This window comes from Shimia sp. MIT910701, assembly GCF_047126315.1.
Taxonomy (GTDB): Bacteria; Pseudomonadota; Alphaproteobacteria; order Rhodobacterales; family Rhodobacteraceae; genus Shimia.
Map to the genome: position 1 here is coordinate 3,974,666 of NZ_CP138953.1, position 18,074 is coordinate 3,992,739.

The 18,074-nt window shown below is 56.5% G+C and carries 18 protein-coding genes; 11 read left to right on the plus strand and 7 right to left on the minus strand.

The window, feature by feature from the left end; all coding sequences use genetic code 11:
• Positions 1–502: 502 nt before the first annotated feature.
• Both SIB38_RS19375 and SIB38_RS19380 read right to left on the minus strand, forming a co-directional pair.
• Positions 503–1,845 (minus strand): IS3 family transposase gene (locus tag SIB38_RS19375; RefSeq protein ID WP_412550264.1). Its coding sequence is split into 2 segments (ribosomal slippage): positions 503–1,518 and positions 1,518–1,845, totalling 1,344 coding nucleotides; the frame shifts between segments, so codons are not numbered across the junction.
• 54 nt (positions 1,846–1,899) lie between these two features.
• Complete coding sequence (locus SIB38_RS19380) at positions 1,900–2,823, minus strand: hypothetical protein (protein WP_412550870.1); 924 nt, start codon at positions 2,821–2,823, stop codon at positions 1,900–1,902.
• A 92-nt stretch (positions 2,824–2,915) separates the two neighbouring features.
• Between SIB38_RS19380 and SIB38_RS19385 the strand changes: the two genes are divergently transcribed.
• From SIB38_RS19385 to SIB38_RS19400, 4 genes are all read left to right on the plus strand, one after another.
• Positions 2,916–3,731 carry an ABC transporter substrate-binding protein gene (locus SIB38_RS19385; RefSeq protein ID WP_294118931.1) on the plus strand — a complete coding sequence of 272 codons (816 nt, stop codon included), beginning with the start codon at positions 2,916–2,918 and terminating at the stop codon, positions 3,729–3,731.
• Positions 3,732–3,745: 14 nt separating this feature from the next.
• A complete protein-coding gene (locus SIB38_RS19390; protein WP_294118932.1) occupies positions 3,746–4,579 on the plus strand; it encodes an amino acid ABC transporter permease in 834 nt (277 codons plus the stop codon).
• Positions 4,579–5,310: an amino acid ABC transporter ATP-binding protein gene (locus SIB38_RS19395; protein ID WP_294118933.1), complete on the plus strand. Its 732-nt coding sequence runs from the start codon at positions 4,579–4,581 to the stop codon at positions 5,308–5,310. The genes SIB38_RS19390 and SIB38_RS19395 overlap by 1 nt, the downstream gene beginning before the upstream one ends.
• Before the next feature lie 127 nt (positions 5,311–5,437).
• Entirely contained in the window at positions 5,438–6,349 is a 912-nt protein-coding gene (locus tag SIB38_RS19400; RefSeq protein WP_412550871.1) for a hypothetical protein, read from the plus strand.
• A gap of 65 nt (positions 6,350–6,414) precedes the next feature.
• Here SIB38_RS19400 and ychF read toward each other — a convergent pair whose 3' ends face one another.
• Complete coding sequence (gene ychF / locus SIB38_RS19405) at positions 6,415–7,512, minus strand: redox-regulated ATPase YchF (protein WP_412550872.1); 1,098 nt, start codon at positions 7,510–7,512, stop codon at positions 6,415–6,417.
• 99 nt (positions 7,513–7,611) lie between these two features.
• Between ychF and SIB38_RS19410 the strand changes: the two genes are divergently transcribed.
• From SIB38_RS19410 to SIB38_RS19420, 3 genes are all read left to right on the plus strand, one after another.
• Positions 7,612–8,022, plus strand: a complete 411-nt coding sequence (locus SIB38_RS19410; protein ID WP_412550873.1) for a VOC family protein — start codon at positions 7,612–7,614, stop codon at positions 8,020–8,022.
• An 80-nt stretch (positions 8,023–8,102) separates the two neighbouring features.
• Positions 8,103–8,894 (plus strand): tryptophan synthase subunit alpha, encoded by a 792-nt coding sequence (gene trpA / locus SIB38_RS19415; RefSeq protein WP_294118940.1) that lies wholly within the window; start codon positions 8,103–8,105, stop codon positions 8,892–8,894.
• Positions 8,895–9,010: 116 nt separating this feature from the next.
• Entirely contained in the window at positions 9,011–10,588 is a 1,578-nt protein-coding gene (locus tag SIB38_RS19420; RefSeq protein ID WP_412550874.1) for a trimethylamine methyltransferase family protein, read from the plus strand.
• Positions 10,589–10,612: 24 nt separating this feature from the next.
• Here the strand turns inward: SIB38_RS19420 and SIB38_RS19425 are convergent, their stop codons facing one another.
• Positions 10,613–11,929 carry an ATP-binding protein gene (locus SIB38_RS19425; RefSeq protein ID WP_412550875.1) on the minus strand — a complete coding sequence of 439 codons (1,317 nt, stop codon included), beginning with the start codon at positions 11,927–11,929 and terminating at the stop codon, positions 10,613–10,615.
• A 56-nt stretch (positions 11,930–11,985) separates the two neighbouring features.
• A complete protein-coding gene (locus SIB38_RS19430; protein ID WP_294118944.1) occupies positions 11,986–12,531 on the minus strand; it encodes a heme NO-binding domain-containing protein in 546 nt (181 codons plus the stop codon).
• Positions 12,532–12,675: 144 nt separating this feature from the next.
• On the opposite strand from SIB38_RS19430, the gene SIB38_RS19435 reads away from it, so the two are divergent.
• The 4 genes from SIB38_RS19435 (at position 12,676) to SIB38_RS19450 (ending at position 16,607) form a co-directional block, all read left to right on the plus strand.
• Entirely contained in the window at positions 12,676–13,842 is a 1,167-nt protein-coding gene (locus SIB38_RS19435) for an L-lactate dehydrogenase (RefSeq protein WP_412550876.1), read from the plus strand.
• Positions 13,843–13,907: 65 nt separating this feature from the next.
• Positions 13,908–14,534: a sulfotransferase family 2 domain-containing protein gene (locus tag SIB38_RS19440; protein WP_294118946.1), complete on the plus strand. Its 627-nt coding sequence runs from the start codon at positions 13,908–13,910 to the stop codon at positions 14,532–14,534.
• A 104-nt stretch (positions 14,535–14,638) separates the two neighbouring features.
• Positions 14,639–15,274, plus strand: coding sequence for a 50S ribosomal protein L25/general stress protein Ctc (locus SIB38_RS19445; RefSeq protein ID WP_294118947.1), 636 nt, complete (start codon positions 14,639–14,641; stop codon positions 15,272–15,274).
• 253 nt (positions 15,275–15,527) lie between these two features.
• Complete coding sequence (locus SIB38_RS19450; RefSeq protein WP_412550877.1) at positions 15,528–16,607, plus strand: ABC transporter substrate-binding protein; 1,080 nt, start codon at positions 15,528–15,530, stop codon at positions 16,605–16,607.
• A gap of 282 nt (positions 16,608–16,889) precedes the next feature.
• Here SIB38_RS19450 and SIB38_RS19455 read toward each other — a convergent pair whose 3' ends face one another.
• Positions 16,890–17,225 (minus strand): hypothetical protein, encoded by a 336-nt coding sequence (locus SIB38_RS19455; RefSeq protein WP_412550878.1) that lies wholly within the window; start codon positions 17,223–17,225, stop codon positions 16,890–16,892.
• Between the two features lie 17 nt (positions 17,226–17,242).
• Complete coding sequence (locus tag SIB38_RS19460) at positions 17,243–18,064, minus strand: arginyltransferase (protein ID WP_294118951.1); 822 nt, start codon at positions 18,062–18,064, stop codon at positions 17,243–17,245.
• Between the last annotated feature and the right edge of the window lie 10 nt (positions 18,065–18,074).

Below are 18,074 nucleotides of genomic sequence, written 5' to 3' on the forward strand. Positions count from 1 at the left end.
CGCTAGCGGCAAGCCTCCGTCCAATGTCTGAGCTTTTGGTGTATTCGCTGGTCTAGACTGCACGCCGCATCGAACATTTTTGGACGGCCAGCGTGACGAAGTCCTAGGAAAAATTCAAATACTTCAAGGGGATGGGTTCTGTCGTCATAGCGTAACTGAGTTGAATGCTCCCATTCAAGCCAGTCCGTGGCAGCTGACATCACACTGAAAAGAAAATCGTCTCCTCCGGCCGCATTTCTAGACCGACTTGCTATAATCATTCTTGAGTGGTGAGATAGAAAAGAAAGCGAGCATGAAGGATTGGACTAGCCCGATTTTCGAAAGTGGTGCAGAGGGGCGTTCTCTGCATCAACGTTTGAGGCTGGAGCTCCGCAAAAAGCTTCTCACGTATTGATCCTCCCCCACTGAAGTGGTCCGCCCGTATAGTTTGTCCGTCGTCAAAGTTTTTGGAACCAAAAGCGGCGTGAACTAAGAGAGTGTTCGGCTCATCGGGTCGGTTTGATTATGCTGCGCGTTGACTGTGATGCAAGCGTCGCGCTTCGAATGTCTTCCGTTTGATCCTTTCTCGTTGTTCCAGAATGGCTTGGTCACGTCCGAAGTAGACATCGGCTGGTGTGACGTTTTTCAGGCTCTCGTGATATCGCTGGTGATTGTAATGATCGACGAAGGCTTCGATTTGGTCTTCGAGATCGCCGGGCAGGAAATAGTTTTCCAGCAAGATCCGGTTCTTCAAAGTTTGATGCCAACGCTCGATCTTGCCCTGCGTCTGGGGATGATACGGCGCTCCACGTGAATGTTTCATGCCTTTGTCCTGCAGCCACTCAGCCAGGTCACCCGAGACGTAACTGGAGCCGTTGTCGCTGAGTAGGCGCGGTTTGTGGACAACGTGGACCTGATCGCACCCTGACGCCTGCAAAGCCAAGTCCAGCGTGTCAGTCACATCCTCCGCCCGCATGGTCGTGCAGAGCTTCCACGAGATGATGTAGCGGCTGTAATCGTCCAGGATTGTGCTGAGATAGAACCAGCCCCACCCCAGAACCTTGAGATAGGTAAAGTCGGTCTGCCAAAGCTGGTTGATGGCCGTTGTCTTATGCTCGAACTCATTCGCGGCTTTCAGCACGATGAATGCTGGGCTGGTGATCAGGTCATGTGCCTTGAGCGTGCGATACACTGTGGATTCCGATACAAAGTACCGTTCTTGGTCTGTGAAGGTCACCGCCAACTCGCGGGGTGACAGCTCTGTCTCTTTCAAGGCGAAGCTGACGACCTTGCGCTTCACCTCGTCTGGAACGCGGTTCCAAACGTGTTTGGGCTTGGGAGACTGATCCTCAAGACCAGCCTCCCCGCGCTGCAGGTATCGGTCGTACCAACGGTAGAATGTGGTGCGAGGGATACCCAGTTTGGCCAATGTACGACGCGCTGACAGATGGCTTTCTTCAACCAACCGGATGATCTCCAGCTTCTCGGATGCGGCATACCTCATTCGTGGTCGCCCCCATCGCCTGTCATGCTTTTTTTGAGAAGACGCAGTTCCAATGTTTGCTCCGCGACAACCTCCTTGAGATCCTTTGCTTCGCGGCGCAGTTCTTTCACCTCGTCAGTGTTTGCGGCACGCGCTGTATCGCCCGCCAGCCGCTTCTTACCGGCCTCCATGAAGTCCTTCGACCATTTGTAGTAAACGCCTTGAGAAATCCCCTCGCGGCGACACAGTTCAGCTATGCTGTCCTCGCCACGAAGACCATCAAGGACGATACGGATCTTCTCTTCCGCCGAATACTGTTTACGGGTGGCGCGCTTGATATCTTTAACGATCTTCTCGCCAGGGCTCTTCGTAGTCTTTCTCATCTTCCACTCCTTAGTGGTTACGATGAGCCAGAAACTCTCCCTTATCAAATCACCCTAATTGGACCCATAGGTGCTGACGTCAGACAGCCGAAGACGTCCTTCCACAACGTTCTGGGGGCCCAATTTAACGACGTCGACCCGGGCTGCTCCTGTGTAGAGCATGAGGTTCATCGCCGTGTTGGCCAGTGTTCCAGCCGGGTGTCGCGCCTCAAACTTGGCAATTTCAGCTTCGCTCCACGTATGGATGTTCTCCTTTTTTTCCGCCAAAGGCTTAGTCTTGTCTGCAGGGTTATCATTTCTCCATTCATAGTCCATTGCGAGTTCAAACAGACACTGCAGCAGCAGACGCAACTGATTGGCAACACTCGGGGTATTGTGAAGGTCATTTAGAATCTTTCGAACGTGCCGTAACTTGATCGTAGCGGCAGACTTCTCACCATATTCGGCAAGAAAGCTCTCGAGCGTGCGCCGATATTTTTTCCGGGTCGAAGCCGCCAGTTTTTCATAAGCAGATGATTGATAATATTTCTCGGACAGCGAATAGAAGCTGTGCTTTAGAACGCGGCGTTCTGATTTCGGCCTCTCGACATCGGAAACAGCGTCCTCATAACGTCGAAGAAAGTCCTTGGACGCATAGTTGGTCCCGAGCTCAACTGAGAGACCTTTTTTCCGATATCTCCAACGACGTTTTCCATGCCGATCGAGATAGGAACTTGTGCCTGGAAACTGCTTTTTTACCTTCCTGCTCATAGGAAAAACTCCTGGTGAGCACTCGGTGCAGATGCAGTCTTTTGGCAGGAAATTTTCCGAGGTGAAAGGTTCACCAACTCGGAAATTTGTTTTGACGCGATATTGCGCAGTTCTTGGCTGGTTCGCCGGTTTAAGTAATTGAATTTGTTGGAACGTGTTTGTCCCTTCGTCTCCGCCATCACCCCCTAATGAATGGCTGATTTGTACACATTGGTACTGGTTAATCACGTGCACTTCGATTGTGTCAAAGAGTTCCGCTGGACAACACGGCCCTTCCCAAGCATGTTTTGACCAAACAGTTCAAAAGGGAAGAATTCACCGTGTTTCACAAAGTTATTGCCGCCACCGCGCTCACCGCGCTGACCACCTCCGCCGCTTTTGCCGCAGGCCATTGTGCCGACGGCAAGACCCTGACCGAGGGCACTCTGACCATCGCCACCGGCAACCCGGCCTACTATCCTTGGATCATGGATGATGCGCCAGAAAGCGGCAAAGGGTTTGAGGCGGCTGTGGCTTATGCCGTGGCTGAAGAAATGGGCTTTGGCGCGGACAAGGTGACCTGGGTGCGCTCTTCCTTTGACCAGGCGATCCAGCCGGGGCCAAAAGACTTTGACTTCAACTTGCAGCAGTTCTCCATCACCGAAGAACGCGAGAAAATGGTCGACTTCTCGTCTGCCTACTACGCCGCACCGATGGCGATCCTGGCCTCTGCGGAGGCCAAAGACACCGCTGCCACAGTGGACGCGCTCAAAGCATTGAAATGGGGCGCGATGGGCGGCACCACCGCCGTGCCTGTGCTGATGGACACCATTGGGCCAGATGACATGCCGCTGCTGTACGGCGACAACGCAGATGTGACTGCTGCGATGCAGGCTGGTCAGATCGACGCCGCGCTGTTTGACCTGCCAACCGCGCTGTACCTGAGCGCCGTTGTCGTCGAAGGCTCCTCCGTGATTGGCCAGTTCCCTGCCGACCGCACCGACAACCCGGACCGCTTTGGTCTGCTGCTGGAAGAAGGCAACGCCTTGAAAGCCTGTGTCGATGAGGCTATCGCAGCCCTGACCGAGAGCGGGAAACTGGCCGCGATTGAAGCAGAATGGCTTCAGGAAACCACCGGTGTGCCGCTGATCAAATAAGCTGATCAAAGACCATGACCAAGACCAACGCGGCGGGCAAAACCCGCCGCCAGATTTACGAAGACCGCCTGCGCCGCCGCTCTATGCTGATCGCGGGCGGCAGCACGTTGGCGGTGTTTTTGGCCGTTGTGATCCTTGTGCCGATGGCACCGGGATGGGACCGGGTCAAGGCCAGCTTTTTCAATTGGGAGGTCTTTGCCAAAACCTTCCCTAAGCTGCTTGAGGCCTTCAAGCTCGACGTGGCGATCTTCTTGTGGAGCGCACCGGCCATTGTCATCCTTGGCCTGTTGGTCGCTTTGGCACGCGACACCCGCAATCCGGCATTGTTTCCATTGCGCATTTTAGGCGCGGCCTACACCGACATCTTCCGCGGCGTGCCTGTAGTGCTAACCGTCTATCTGATCGGCTTTGGCATTCCTGGCCTCGGCCTGCCCCGCCCATGGAATTCGCCCTACATCTGGGGCTCCTTGGCGTTGATCCTGACCTATTCGGCTTATGTGGCGGAAATTTTCCGCTCTGGCATCGAAAGCGTGCACACCAGCCAACGGGCCGCCGCTGCGTCGCTCGGCTTATCGGATGCAGACAGCATGCGGTTTGTGATCCTGCCCCAAGCCATCCGCCGCGTGATCCCAGCGCAGATGAACATGTTCATCGCCCTGCAAAAAGACGTTGCATTGTTGAGCTTCATTGGACCGGTGGAAATCTTCCGCCAGGCCGGTGTTTTCAAATCGCTGCTCGCGAACTTCACCCCTTATGTGGGCGCCGCCGTGATCTTCCTCGCAGTCACAATCCCAGCCACCCGCTATGCCGACTACCTCATGGCCAAGCAAAACCGGGAGCGCAGCTGATGGCGAAGATCACCCTGAAAGCGGTTGAGAAACGCTTTGGCGACAACACCGTGTGCGATGGCATCGACTTGGAAGTAGAGGAAGGCCAGTTGGTCTGTCTGATCGGCGCGTCTGGGGCGGGCAAGTCCACGCTGCTGCGTTGCATCAACCTGTTGGAGACCATTGAGGACGGGGAAATTCTGCTCGATGGCGAGGACATTTCCCTGCCCGGCCTGGATCCTCAACCGGTGCGCCGCCGCATTGGCATGGTGTTTCAGAGCTACAATCTCTTTCCACATATGACCGCGGCGGAAAACGTGATGCTCGCGCCTCGGCGGGTCTACAAAAAATCCCGCGCCGCGCTGCGCCCCGAGGTCACCGAGCTGTTTGAGCGCTTTGGCCTTGCCGACCGCATGGACCATTACCCGGACCAGCTTTCCGGTGGACAACAACAACGGGTCGCCATTGTGCGCGCTTTGGCGATGAAACCGGAAGTGATGTTGTTTGACGAGATCACCTCCGCGCTGGACCCGCAACTGGTCGGAGAAGTGCTCGACGTGCTGCGCCTATTGAAAGAAAGCGGCATGACCATGGTGCTGGCGACCCATGAAATGGGCTTTGCCCGGGAGGCGGCAGATAAAGTCTGTTTCCTGAAGAACGGCAAAGTGGTCGAAGAAGGTGCGCCTAGCGCTCTGTTTGTCACACCAAAGCACCCCGATACCCAGGCATTTCTGGCACGGGCACTGAAGTAGATTAACAAGCTCAGTCAAATTTGAACTATTCCTCGCAGATTGACGCACCTCTGCAGCAACATGCTTTCACCTTTTATTAGACACCGGCGTGCTTGATAGGGCCGATTTAATTTGAGGAGAAAACTAAATGACTATCATTCGGAAAACCCTATGTGCACTGGGCCTATCAGTGGCCGCAACCATTGTTGCTGCAGAGCCGATCACCGTCACATACCCGCAACTTGCGGACAACGACCGTCGCTATGACTATCCATTGGACGTCTTGGAACTCGCCCTGACCAAAGCGGGGCTTGACTACACTTTGGCTCCCAAACCAGAGCCCGCGTCCCACCAACGCATGGCCACTTTGATGAAAGAAAAGGGCGACTGGACCGTGGGCTTCTTTGGGGCCGACCCGTTTTATGAGGACAACCTGCGGCCCATTTACTTCCCCCTTTATCGGGGACTGTTGGGCAACCGCATCGCCATCATCCACAAAGACAACGCAGACCGCTTTGACGAGATCGACACCCACAACGAATTCATGGCTCTTTCTATATGCCAGGGGCTGGGCTGGGGAGACACCAATATTCTCGAAGCCGCTGGCTTCAACATGGTGAAATCAAATTACGAAAACCTCTTCAAAATGACCCATGCCAAACGCTGCGACGCCTACACACGCGCCGTTTTTGAACCGTACGCGGAAGTCGAAGGCCATGCCGCCGAACTGCCGAACCTCATGGTGGACGATTCCATCCTGATCCGCTATCGCCTTGCGTTCCTGATGTACGTTGATCCGTCTCAAGAAGAACTGGCACAAGCCATCGAACGTGGCCTGACCATCGCAATGGAGGATGGCTCTTTTCAAGCTCTGTTTGAGGCAGCGCCAACCATCGCCGAGGCTAAGGCAAAGGTGAACGACAGCGCGCGGACTTGCATCGAAGTTGCCAACCCGTTCATGTCAGACGCGCTTCGGGCCATTCCAGATGAATATTGGAACGGCTTTAACTTTGGCGACTCTGGTGAAGATGCTGCTGGCTGTCATCTGATCAGCTCTTGATCCCAGCCATTTTGCGGACACGACGTGCTGGCCCCCAACGGGGCCGGCACTGATCAAAAATCGACTTAGGTGTTGAACAGGAAGTGCATCACGTCGCCGTCCTGCACCTCATAGCCTTTGCCCTCAGCCCGCATTTTGCCTGCTTCCTTGGCGCCACTTTCACCGTTGCAGGCGATGTAGTCGTCATAGGCAATGGTTTCGGCGCGGATGAAGCCTTTTTCGAAGTCACCGTGGATCACTCCAGCCGCCTGAGGCGCCATGGTGCCCTGACGGATGGTCCAGGCGCGGGCCTCTTTGGGGCCAACCGTGAAGTAGGTTTCCAGATGCAACAGCTCGTATCCCGCACGGATCAGACGGTCCAAACCGGCTTCTTCCAGGCCCATCTCACCGAGGAACATTTCCGCTTCTTCATCTTCCAGCTGGCTGATCTCTTCTTCGATCTGTGCGGAGATGATCACATGGCTGTTGCCCTGTTTTGCGGCCATCTCAGCCACGGCAGCAGAGTGTTCATTGCCGTCTGCAGCCTCGGCCTCGCCCACGTTACAGACATACAAAACCGGCTTGGTGCTCAGAAGCTGCAGCAGTTTCCAGGCCTTGGCATCTTCCTCGTCAACCTCGACCAGACGCGCAGGTTTGCCATCTTCCAGCATCTCTTGTGCCGCTTTCAACAGACGCTCCTGCTGAACAGCCTCTTTGTTACCGCCACGCACCTTGCGCACGATGCCTTGAAGGCGCTTCTCGATGCTTTCCAGATCCGCCAGCATCAGCTCGGTCTCGATGGTCTCCGCATCTGCCACCGGATCAACGCGACCGTCCACATGGGTCACGTCGCCATCTTCAAAACAGCGCAGCACATGGGCAATTGCATCGGTCTCGCGAATGTTGGCTAGGAACTGGTTTCCCAAACCTTCACCTTTGGACGCGCCTTTCACCAGACCGGCGATGTCCACAAAGGTCATGCGGGTCGGGATGATCTGCTTGGATTGCGCAATCGCGGCCAGCTTGTCCAACCGTGCGTCCGGTACGCCCACCTCGCCCACATTCGGCTCAATGGTGCAGAACGGGAAGTTCGCCGCCTGCGCCGCAGCGGTTTTGGTCAGCGCGTTAAAGAGCGTGGATTTGCCAACGTTTGGCAATCCGACGATGCCCATTTTGAAACCCATGTCCGGTCTCCTGTCTCTGGTTTGTCTCGCACTTATGCTGAGTTTGGGCGCGGCGCAAGCCACGTGTTAGGATCGCCCTATTGAACAAGGAGTTTTGGTATGACGTTTATCCCCTATCTCTACTTTGATGGCTCCAGCGAAGCCGCGATGGATTTCTACGCGGAGACCTTTGACGCCGACGAGGTTGTCAAAATGCGTTTCAAAGAGGCGCCACCAGACATCGGCATGGAGCAGAGCGACAAGATTATGTACAGCCATATCAAGAAAGGTGATTGGCTCTTGATGTCCAACGACATGGCCGAAGGCATGCCATATCAACCACAAGCCGGCGTGTCGGTCGCCCATCATGCCAAGTCTGTCGAAGAGGCCAAGGCGCGCTATGACAAACTGTGCGATGGCGGCATGGTGATTATGCCGTTTGAAAAGCAATTCTTCTCTGCTGGGTTTGGCATGTGCAAAGATAAGTTTGGCACCCATTGGATGATTATGGTTGCGGATGAAACGAGCTAAGCAGCACGTGAGGTCAGCAAGGATTGATTTCCCGCAAAGTTTTCGGCACATCTGCTGCTAGAAAACTCTGAGGGATCTTCATGACTCGCATCGACGCCAAATTCGCCGAACTGAATGCTGCTGGAAAAAAAGCCTTCGTATCTTACGTCATGGCTGGAGACCCGGACTATGAAACCTCGCTTGAGATTGTCAAAGGCCTGCCCGCAGCTGGCGTCGACATCATCGAGCTCGGCCTACCTTTCACCGACCCAATGGCTGATGGTCCAACCATTCAACTGGCCGGCCAGCGGGCGCTTGATGGTGGAATGACACTCGAGCGTACTCTGGATCTCGCCACCGAGTTTCGGCGCGTAGATGACACGACCCCAATTGTGTTGATGGGCTATTACAATCCGATCTACTCACGCGGCGTCGACAAGTTTTTGATCGATGCAAAGCTTGCCGGCATTGATGGGTTGATTGTTGTGGACCTGCCACCGGAAGAAGACGACGAACTGTGTATTCCCGCGCAGAAGGCTGGTTTGAACTTCGTCCGCCTTGCCACCCCCACAACGGATGACAAACGCCTGCCAAAAGTGCTGCAGAACACCTCGGGCTTTGTTTACTATGTGTCGATCACCGGGATCACTGGCTCCGCCGAGGCAGAGGCCACCAATGTGGGCCCAGAAGTTGCGCGCATCAAATCCAATACAGACCTGCCTGTGATTGTTGGCTTTGGCATCAACACGCCGGAAAAAGCTGAAAACATCGCCTCCGTGGCGGATGGTGCCGTTGTCGGCTCCGCCATCGTCAGCCAAATCGCGGAGGGTCAATCCGTCGACGACGTTCTGGCCTTTGTGAAATCTCTGGCAGATGGTGCTCACCGCGCCTGATCCCAACAAGCATTTGGCGCGGAACACCGCGCCATGTTATCCTTTGCGCGCTCAAGTCGGCAGGCAGTGAGCATAATCGGTGTGTGCCCTATCCCTTCTGACAAGGAGCGCACATCATGGCCACCGACCAATCCCCCTCTACAGCCCCTCGCAAACGTCGTGGACGCAAGTCCCCGCCGGTCAGCCGGGCCTCCGCGGATGCCTTTGCGCTTGAGCATGTAATAGGGCCACGTGCCCAGTTTGGCTTTCTCGACAGCGACCGTATGACCACGCTCAAAACACGCGTGTTGGACCTGCTGGCGGACTACGGCGTGATGATTGTGCATCCCGAAGCCAAGGCGGCGCTTCTGAAAGCTGGCGCAATCGAAGGCGCGGAGGCCGGCCGTTTGAAGATGCCCCGCGCGATGGTGCAAGAGGCTTTGGAGGCCACCCCCAAAAGCTGTCGGCTTGCGGGGCGGGATCGCAAATTTGACATGCAGGTGCCGCGGCTGGACGGCGGGTTTATCCTGCGCACGGGCACCGGCGGGCATGGTTATGTAGATCCCCGCGATGCCAGCTACCGCAACATGGACCTGACAGCGGCGCGCGAAATTGCTGCCGTGGCCAACACGCTGGATCAAGTGGGCTTCATCGCGCATCCTTTTGTGCACGGCGTGCCGGAGGTGACCGCCGACATCCACAGCTTTGCGGCTATTTCCGCCAACACGCAAAAACATGTTTGGATGCAGCCGTACCAAAAGGAAAACATCGACTACCTGCTCAAGATTGCTGCCATCGCGGCGGGGAGCGAGGATGCGTTGCGCGCCAACCCGTCGACCAGCACCATCACCTGCTCTTTCTCACCGCTGGAGTTCAAATACATGGACACCGAGGTGATCATTGCCTGTGGTAAATACGGCGTGCCGGTGCATGCCTGTTCCTTGCCCAGCGCGGGTGGCACCGCGCCCCTGTCGCCCGCTGCACTTGCGGTGATGGCGGTCGCCGAGGTGGTGGGCATGGTGACCATGTCGCATGTGCTGTCCCCCGGCCTGCCCGTGATCGCCACGCCCTTGATGTTTGCACTCGACATGCGCACCGGAAGCGCGCTGCAATCTTCCGTGGAGGCCATGCAAGCGGCTTCTCTGTCGATCCAGCTCGTGAAACACGGCTTTGGCCTTATGGCCCACACCTATGGCTCCGGCTCGGACACGCCGGATTCGGATCATCAATCGATGGCGGAACGCGCACTGCTGATGCAAACCGTGTCCCTTTCTGGCGCCGACATTCTCGGCGGGATCGGCCAGTTGGAATGCGCCACCGTGTATTGCCCGGTCCAGGCGGTCTTGGACAATGAGTTAGGCGGCATGGCGCGGCGGTTTCTGCGGGTGCCGGAGATAGATGACGCGGCCTTGAACTTTGACGAGATGCTTAAAGTACCCGTGGGCGGTCATTTCCTGGACAGCGACCACACGGTGGCGGGCTGTCGCGATCAGCACACGCCCGAGATTTTCCAACGCATTGGTCGCGACGATTATGAGGCCAGCGGCCGGCGCACCGCCTTTGGCGTCGCGCAGGACCACGCATTAAGGGCCATTGCTGAGGCGCCGGAGCAGGGCTTTTTGTCTGACATCCAAAATGCCGAGATCGCGGCCCTGGCGGCAGCGGCAGACAAACACATCGTTGAGGTCTACTCCGGTAAGGTGGAAACCATCTGACCCCAGGCCATTGTATGCCGCAGACTAATCCGGCCAGCGCCCCTCGGTCTCCAGCGCGGAAGCCATGGCTTGCACGAGACTGTCACGACTGATGGGTTTGGGCACATGACCGCTCATGCCTTCGGACAAGTAACCGGCCACTTGATGCACCATGGCGTTGGCACTGACGGCCAGAATCGGCGTTGGCTCCTGCATGTTGCGGCTTTCGATTTCGCGAATGCGCCGCGTGGCCTCCAACCCGTCCATGACCGGCATATTGATGTCCATCAGCACCATATCGTAGCGGGTCTTTTCCAACGCTTGCACCGCCTTTTCGCCGTTGTCGACAATGTCCAGTGCGAGCCCCACTTTCTTCAACATATGTTTGAGCACAATCTGATTGGTGCGGTTGTCTTCTGCTGCCAACACCCGCAGGCCAGATAGGCTGCGCCCAGCATCTGCGGCCGAACGCGCTCCCGTATGAGCAGGCCTGTCGTCAGACACTTCGACCATCACCTTGGCATGAAACTCCGCCCCTTCTCCAGGACTGGAGCGCAGCGAAATCTCGCCCCCCATCAACTCACAGATATGCCGCGAAATTGCCAATCCCAGCCCACTGCCACCATGCATACGGGTCACGCTGGCATTCGCCTGGCTGAAACGCTCAAAAAGCCGCAGTTGCTGTGCCTTAGGAATGCCCAGCCCGGAGTCTTTGACTTTAATGCTCAGAACGGCCTTGCCCGATCGATGCGGCAGCAATTCCACAAGCAATTCGACAGAGCCGGTTTCAGTGAACTTAATCGCATTGGAAAGAAGATTGCCAACCACCTGCTGCAAACGCACCGGGTCTGTCTTCACCGAGCAGCGCGCCGCCTGAGACATCACGGTCTTAAAAGCGAGCCCCTTTTCCTGTGCCCGAAACTGATAATGGTGGCGCATAGCATCCACGAGATCGGTGAGCCGGTAGGGAATGATCTCGAACTCCAGCTTCCCCGCCTCGATCTTGGAGATGTCGAGCACATCATTGATGATCGCCAGCAACAGCCGGCCACTGTCCCCCAGAATGGTCACCAATTTGGTCTGTTCCTCGCTCAACCCACTGTCATCCAGCGCCTGGGCCATGCCGAGAATCCCATTGAGCGGCGTTCGAATTTCGTGGCTCATCGAGGCCAAAAACACCGATTTGGCCTCATTGGCCGACTCCGCCGCCACCCGTGCCTCGTCCAGCTCCCGCGTACGGTCCTGCACCGCCTGCTCCATGGTGCCCAGCAACTTCTGCAACCGCTGATTGGCCTCATAAAGCTCCCGGCTTTTGCCTTCCAGAAGCGTTTCCGCCTCCTCCCGTGCGACGCGTTCGCGCATGTATCGTCGCCGGGACACCGCATCCTTTGAGGGCGCTATGGCCTCGCGTAAATACATTAGGCCGCTTTCTGCATCACAAACTCAGCGCAGAATTTTTCGCCCTCCTTGCGCTCTGCCATTTCGATGGACGCGTCATGTTTGAAATGCTGCAAACACGCCTCAACCAGCCCGTGACAGAAGTGATGCAGGGGACGCTCGCTGGAATAAACCATTTTAAAGCGCCCATCCGCCAGCCTCTCGGTGGCAAAGGTCGGCAGTTCCACTTCGGGATAGAGCTTGCGCACTTCAACATGCACTTCGTTCTCGATCGACTCCAACATGTCAAAGCCGTCTGTCTTATTCTCAAAAAATTCTGGATAGCCCTCCACAAACCGGCCAAACATCCAATGGCCAAACTGCTTGTGCAAGGCTTCCACTGGCGCGCCGAGCTCTGCGCCAACAGCGTCCACAATCTGCAAAAGCTCGCGACAAGGATAATTGCCAACCGCGCTGAACGCGCCGTCGTTCTCCAACTCCACCTTGTCCAGGATATCATCCACCGCCTCTTCGCCCATCACAGACTCGGCCATTCGGATCAATTCGACAAAAACAATGCCTTTCATGCGGTCCTCCGCGTCACTCGTACAATTACAACAAGAAATTATGAGAACAAAGAGTAAACATCTTGTTAACCGACTAGGGTGATTGCACAAACCACCCCGCATTGGTAAAGAAGATTTACCAAAAAGCGACCTGAGAGTGAGTTTATGCCTGTCATCACCTGCATCGAGGACCTCAAGCGCCTCTACCAACGCCGCGCGCCCCGGATGTTTTACGACTATGCCGAGACCGGCAGCTGGACAGAAAAGACCTTTGTGGAAAACACATCGGACTTTGCCGACATCTATCTGCGTCAGCGGGTCGCCGTCGACATGTCTGGCCGCTCTACCGCCAGCCAGATGATCGGGCAGGATGTCGCGATGCCGGTGGCGCTTGCGCCGGTGGGCCTTACCGGCATGCAATGTGCTGATGGTGAGATCAAAGCCGCCCGCGCTGCCGAGAAATTTGGCGTGCCTTTCACCCTGTCCACCATGTCGATCAACTCGATTGAGGATGTGGCCGAGGCCACCACCAAGCCGTTTTGGTTTCAGCTCTACACCATGACCGACGAAGACTTCGTCGACCGCCTGATCCAGCGCGCCAAAGACGCCAACTGTTCCGCGCTTGTCATCACGCTGGATCTGCAAATCCTGGGCCAGCGTCACAAAGACCTGAAAAACGGCCTGTCTGCTCCACCCAAACTGACCCCCTCCACCATTGCCAACCTGATGACCAAATGGCGTTGGGGCATTGAGATGCTGGGCGCGAAGCGGCGCAACTTTGGCAACATCGTGGGCCATGTCGAAGGCATCACCGACACCGCCGATCTGGGCGCGTGGACGGCACAGAGCTTTGACCTCACCCTCGACTGGGACAAGGTGGCCAAGATCAAAGAAAAATGGGGCGGCAAGGTCATCCTGAAAGGCATTCTGGATGCCGATGACGCCAAAATGGCGCTTAAAGTTGGAGCCGACGCCATCATCGTCTCCAACCACGGCGGTCGCCAGCTGGACGGCGCGCTCAGCGCCATTCGCGCCCTGCCTTCGATCATGGAAGCCGTTGGCGATGAGGTCGAGGTGCATCTGGACAGCGGCATCCGCTCCGGCCAGGACGTGCTCAAAGCGCTGGCTCTGGGCGCCAAGGGCACCTACATCGGGCGCGCCTTTATCTACGGCCTGGGGGCGATGGGCGAAGCGGGCGTGACCAAAGCGCTGGAGGTGATCCACAAGGAGTTGGATGTGTCCATGGCGCTTTGTGGCCGCCGCACCATTGAAGAACTGGACCGCGACATCCTGCTGGTGCCGGAAAACTTCGAAGGCCGCTGGCAGGGCTAAGCAATTGCTTTGACAAGCTCTTGTCCGGCGCGCCATAAACGCTTCGGGCAAGAGGTATCGCGCGTATGTTGGTCTTTTTCAAACCAAATCTGGCATTTCTGTCGGTGCCAAAAACCGGCTCGACAGCCTATGCGCTGGCGCTGCGCAAACGGGCGGACATTGCTTTCACCAAAGGCGTGAAACACATGACCGTTGGCAAATACCACGCCAAGTTTGCGCCCTTTCTGAAAGACACCTACGGGCTCACTCCGGAGCGTTTTGCGGTAATCCGCGATCCAATTGACCATGCCCGGAGTTGGTACAAATACCGCAGCCCGCAACGCATGGACCCGAAAGCCTCAACGTGCCACGGCGGTGTCAGCTTTGACGAGTATGTGCTGGACGCCATCAGCCCACGCCCATCCAAAGCCGCCGGCATCGGGTCGCAGGCGTCCTTCCTGTCCTTGGAAGTGGGCGACGTGCCGGTGGACCATCTCTTTGCCTATGAGCGCCAAGACCTGCTTCAGGACTTCATCGAGGCACGCTTTGGACATCGGGTCGAGCCCCAGCCAAAGAATGTTTCCCCAAAGGTGGAGGCGGTTTTATCCCCTGACGTGGAGGCTGCATTTCGCGCCGCGCGGCCAGCGGATTTTGCGCTCTATGACCGGGTTGTGGCCGCTGGGGGCGTTTTGCGGGAATTTCACAGCTCCTAGTGCGCGAATCCCCTTTGCATTCTGACAAATCCGCGCTATAGGCGCGTCTTAACGTGGGGATACAGCCTTGGAGGATCCCTGCCTATGTATATGGAGAATTCAAAATGGCTGGTCAAATTCCTGATCTTATCGCCGAAGCACGCACGGGGACAGGCAAGGGCGCCGCTCGTCAAGCACGTCGTGACGGCTTCGTTCCTGGTGTTGTATACGGTGGCGAAGCAGATCCACTGGCAATCCAGATCCCTTTCAACGTTCTGTTCAAGAAACTGAAAGACGGTCGCTTCCTGTCCACACTGTTCAACCTGAAAGTGGAAGGTCAAGAAGACGTACGCGTGATCTGCCGCGGCGTTCAGCGTGACACCGTAAAAGACCTGCCAACCCACATCGACCTGCTGCGTCTGCGTCGCACCTCCAAAATCAACCTGTTCATCCACGTTGATTTTGAAAACGAAGAAGCGGCACCAGGCATCAAGAAGGGCGGCGTTCTGACCGTTGTCCGTCCAGAAGTTGAGCTGAACGTAACCGCAGGCGACATCCCTGAGCGTCTGGTTGTAGATCTGACCGGCAAGGACATCGGCGACACCATCACCATCAGCCAGATCGACCTGCCTGAAGGTGCAAAGCCAACCATCGACCGTGACTTCGTGATCGCGAACCTGTCCGCACCATCCGGCCTGCGCTCCGCTGGTGACGACGAAGACGGCGAAGCTGAAGGCGAAGAAGCCGCAGCCGAAGAATAATCACGTCACCGCATCTGCGGAATGTGAGAACGCGGTGCCTCCGGGCGCCGCGTTTTTTTTTGTGCGCACAGGACTGCACACAATTGAAATCAAGTGCCTTTCAACTTCGCGCGACATACCCCCGGGAAATACACAACCCAGAAGGTACTCATTCACAGGTTGTTAGGGGTTGGCGCGCAATCGTGCCCTCAAGCCGATCGGGGCGCATTTGCCCGGTCGCGCAAACACTAATTTCAACAACTGGGGTGCCTAGATGAAACACGCTTTGATGGGATGTATTTTGGCGGTAAGCGCAAGCATGGCGCAGGCCACTGAACAGCTCAATATTTTCACATGGGACGGCTACGTCACCGAAGCCGAAATTACGGCGGTGAACGCGCTGCTGAAGGAGCAAGGCTACGACGTAGAGGTCAACCTGCTGGAGACCGTGGCCGAAGGCCCCCAGCAGATGTTTGACATGCTGCGCTCCGGCGATGTGGATGTGTCTTTCCTGACGCTGAACTACATCCACATGGAAGGCAGCCCCTCTGCCAACATGTTGCAGCCAATCAATGTGACCTCTCCCCGTCTGGAAAACTACCAGCACTTGTCCAAGGCGCTGACCGACATTCCGATGGGCATGAAAGGCGATCAGCACCTCTATATTCCATGGGGCGGCGGTGCCTATGGCATCTGGGCCAATCTCGACACGGTGCAGGACATGCCGACCTCTGTGAACGCCATGCTGGAACCGGAGTGGAAAGGCCGCCTGTCACTGACCGATGGTCAGGTGCATCCAAACGTGTCTCTGGCGTTGCTGGCGCTTGGTCGCTCCGCCTTTGAAGTGAACGATGTGTCCGGCGACCGTGCCGCCTTGGGCGCCCTCGCCGCCCCGGACAGCGAGCTGCAACAGACCGTGAATGCGCTCTACGGCCAGGTGGGCCACTTCTGGAGCGCCTCCCCACCTTTCACCGGCGAATACGATCTGGTGGCCTCTTATGGCGTAGGTGCCTCCGCAGCCATCGCAGCGGGCGGCAACTGGGGTCTGGTGCCATTTGAAGAGGGCAACACCGTTTGGCTCGATACCATCAACTTTGCCAAACATCTGGAAGGCGACAAGCTGGAAGCGGCGGAGATTTTTGCCAACTACTTCATCGGCAAAGAGGTTCAGACCCGCGTGGTGGAAGGCCTCGGTATGGTCGCCTCCTCCGGTTTGGTGGACACAAACCCTCTGATCGAGGCCAACCCGGACTTCTTTGAGGAGAGCATGTTCTGGCCGCCCTACACTCGCGCAGCAGGCAACGCGATTGAGCTTATGTCCAAGCGCGCCATGGGCATGAGCGCAACCAACTAAGGTACGCCTGCTTCATGTGCTCTGTCGCTTGTGAGCGGAGCGCAACAATTAGGAAACGCGGCACTGTCCGGTGCCGCGTTTTGCCTCGGCCAAGGCGTTACTTAGGCACTCAAAGTCATAGAAATTGAATAAAGCGCGTACCCAGCTGCGGCCGCCCAGAACACCAGGAAACTGATCGGCATAACCTTCGTCCAACCACGAGCGAATCCGTCCAATGTGGGTTCTACTCCGTCACCACGCACCGCTGAGAAGTAACTCTTATACACCTCATCCCCGTGGCTCTCATGCAAAAGGTAATCTCTCTTCAGTGCGCGGATTCCGCGCGACAACTGCGAAGATAACGATTTCATAACAAGTGTCAGGAACATCGCCAGCAATGAAACCCCCACCAAAAAGACCTTGAGATCCAACCGCTCGGGAAAACGCAGCAGCTGTCAAAATTTGAGCATAGCCAACCACCAAGAACGCCTGAGCAATCAGGAATGATTGAATGCGCCCATTTAGCAGTTGATCTGCGGCATCATGATAGGCCCAAGCCTTCTGAAGTTCATTTGAATTCACGTTAACCTCCCCAACAAAAACAAGCCCAAAGTTGACGCAACCATCAAATTTAGTCAACTTTAGAGGGAAGTCGGTTAAACTTTGCGGCCACGCACCTCAGGCAAGGAGATATTCGCCACTTGCTCGGCAATGGGTGGAGAGGACAACGGATGGTGATCTTCCGAGAAGTCCTCGGGATCGCGCATCTCTTGCCACTTGCCGCCGACAAAAACCTCAAGGCCAGAGAACTTGGCTTTGTAGCCCATCTTCTGGCTGCCCGGCACCCAATAGCCCAGATAGACATAAGGCAACCCCGCCTCGCGGGCGATTTCGATATGATCCAGGATCAGGAACGTGCCCAAAGAGGTGCGGCTCATCTCCGGATCATAGAACGAATACACCATGCTCACGCCGTCTTCGAGCACGTCGGTCAAACACACGCCTGTCAGCTGGCCGCTGTCCTGATCGGAATACTCCACCACGCGGCTGCGGATCGGGGTTTCCTCAATCATTGCGGCAAACTCGAACACATCCATATCTGCCATACCGCCGTCTGCGTGACGGCTGTCCAGATAGCGGCGGAACAGGTCAAACTGTTCTTCAGTGGCCCATGGCGAAGTCGCCCGGCGCTGTAGATGTGCGTTGCGGCGTGCAGCCCGCCGTTGGCTTTTAGTGGCGGTGAACTTGGAGACATCAATCCGCGCGGACATACAGGCGTTGCAGTCGGTGCAAGACGGCCTATACAGCACGTTTTGCGAGCGGCGGAAGCCTTGCTGCGACAGCGCGTCATTCAAGGCCGTCGCGTTGTCCCCTTGCAGCGCCGTGAACAGCTTGCGCTCCATCCGTCCGTCCAGATAGGGGCACGGCTGTGGGGCGGTCACATAAAACTGCGGGACTATCGGAAGACTATGACGCATGGCACTCCAA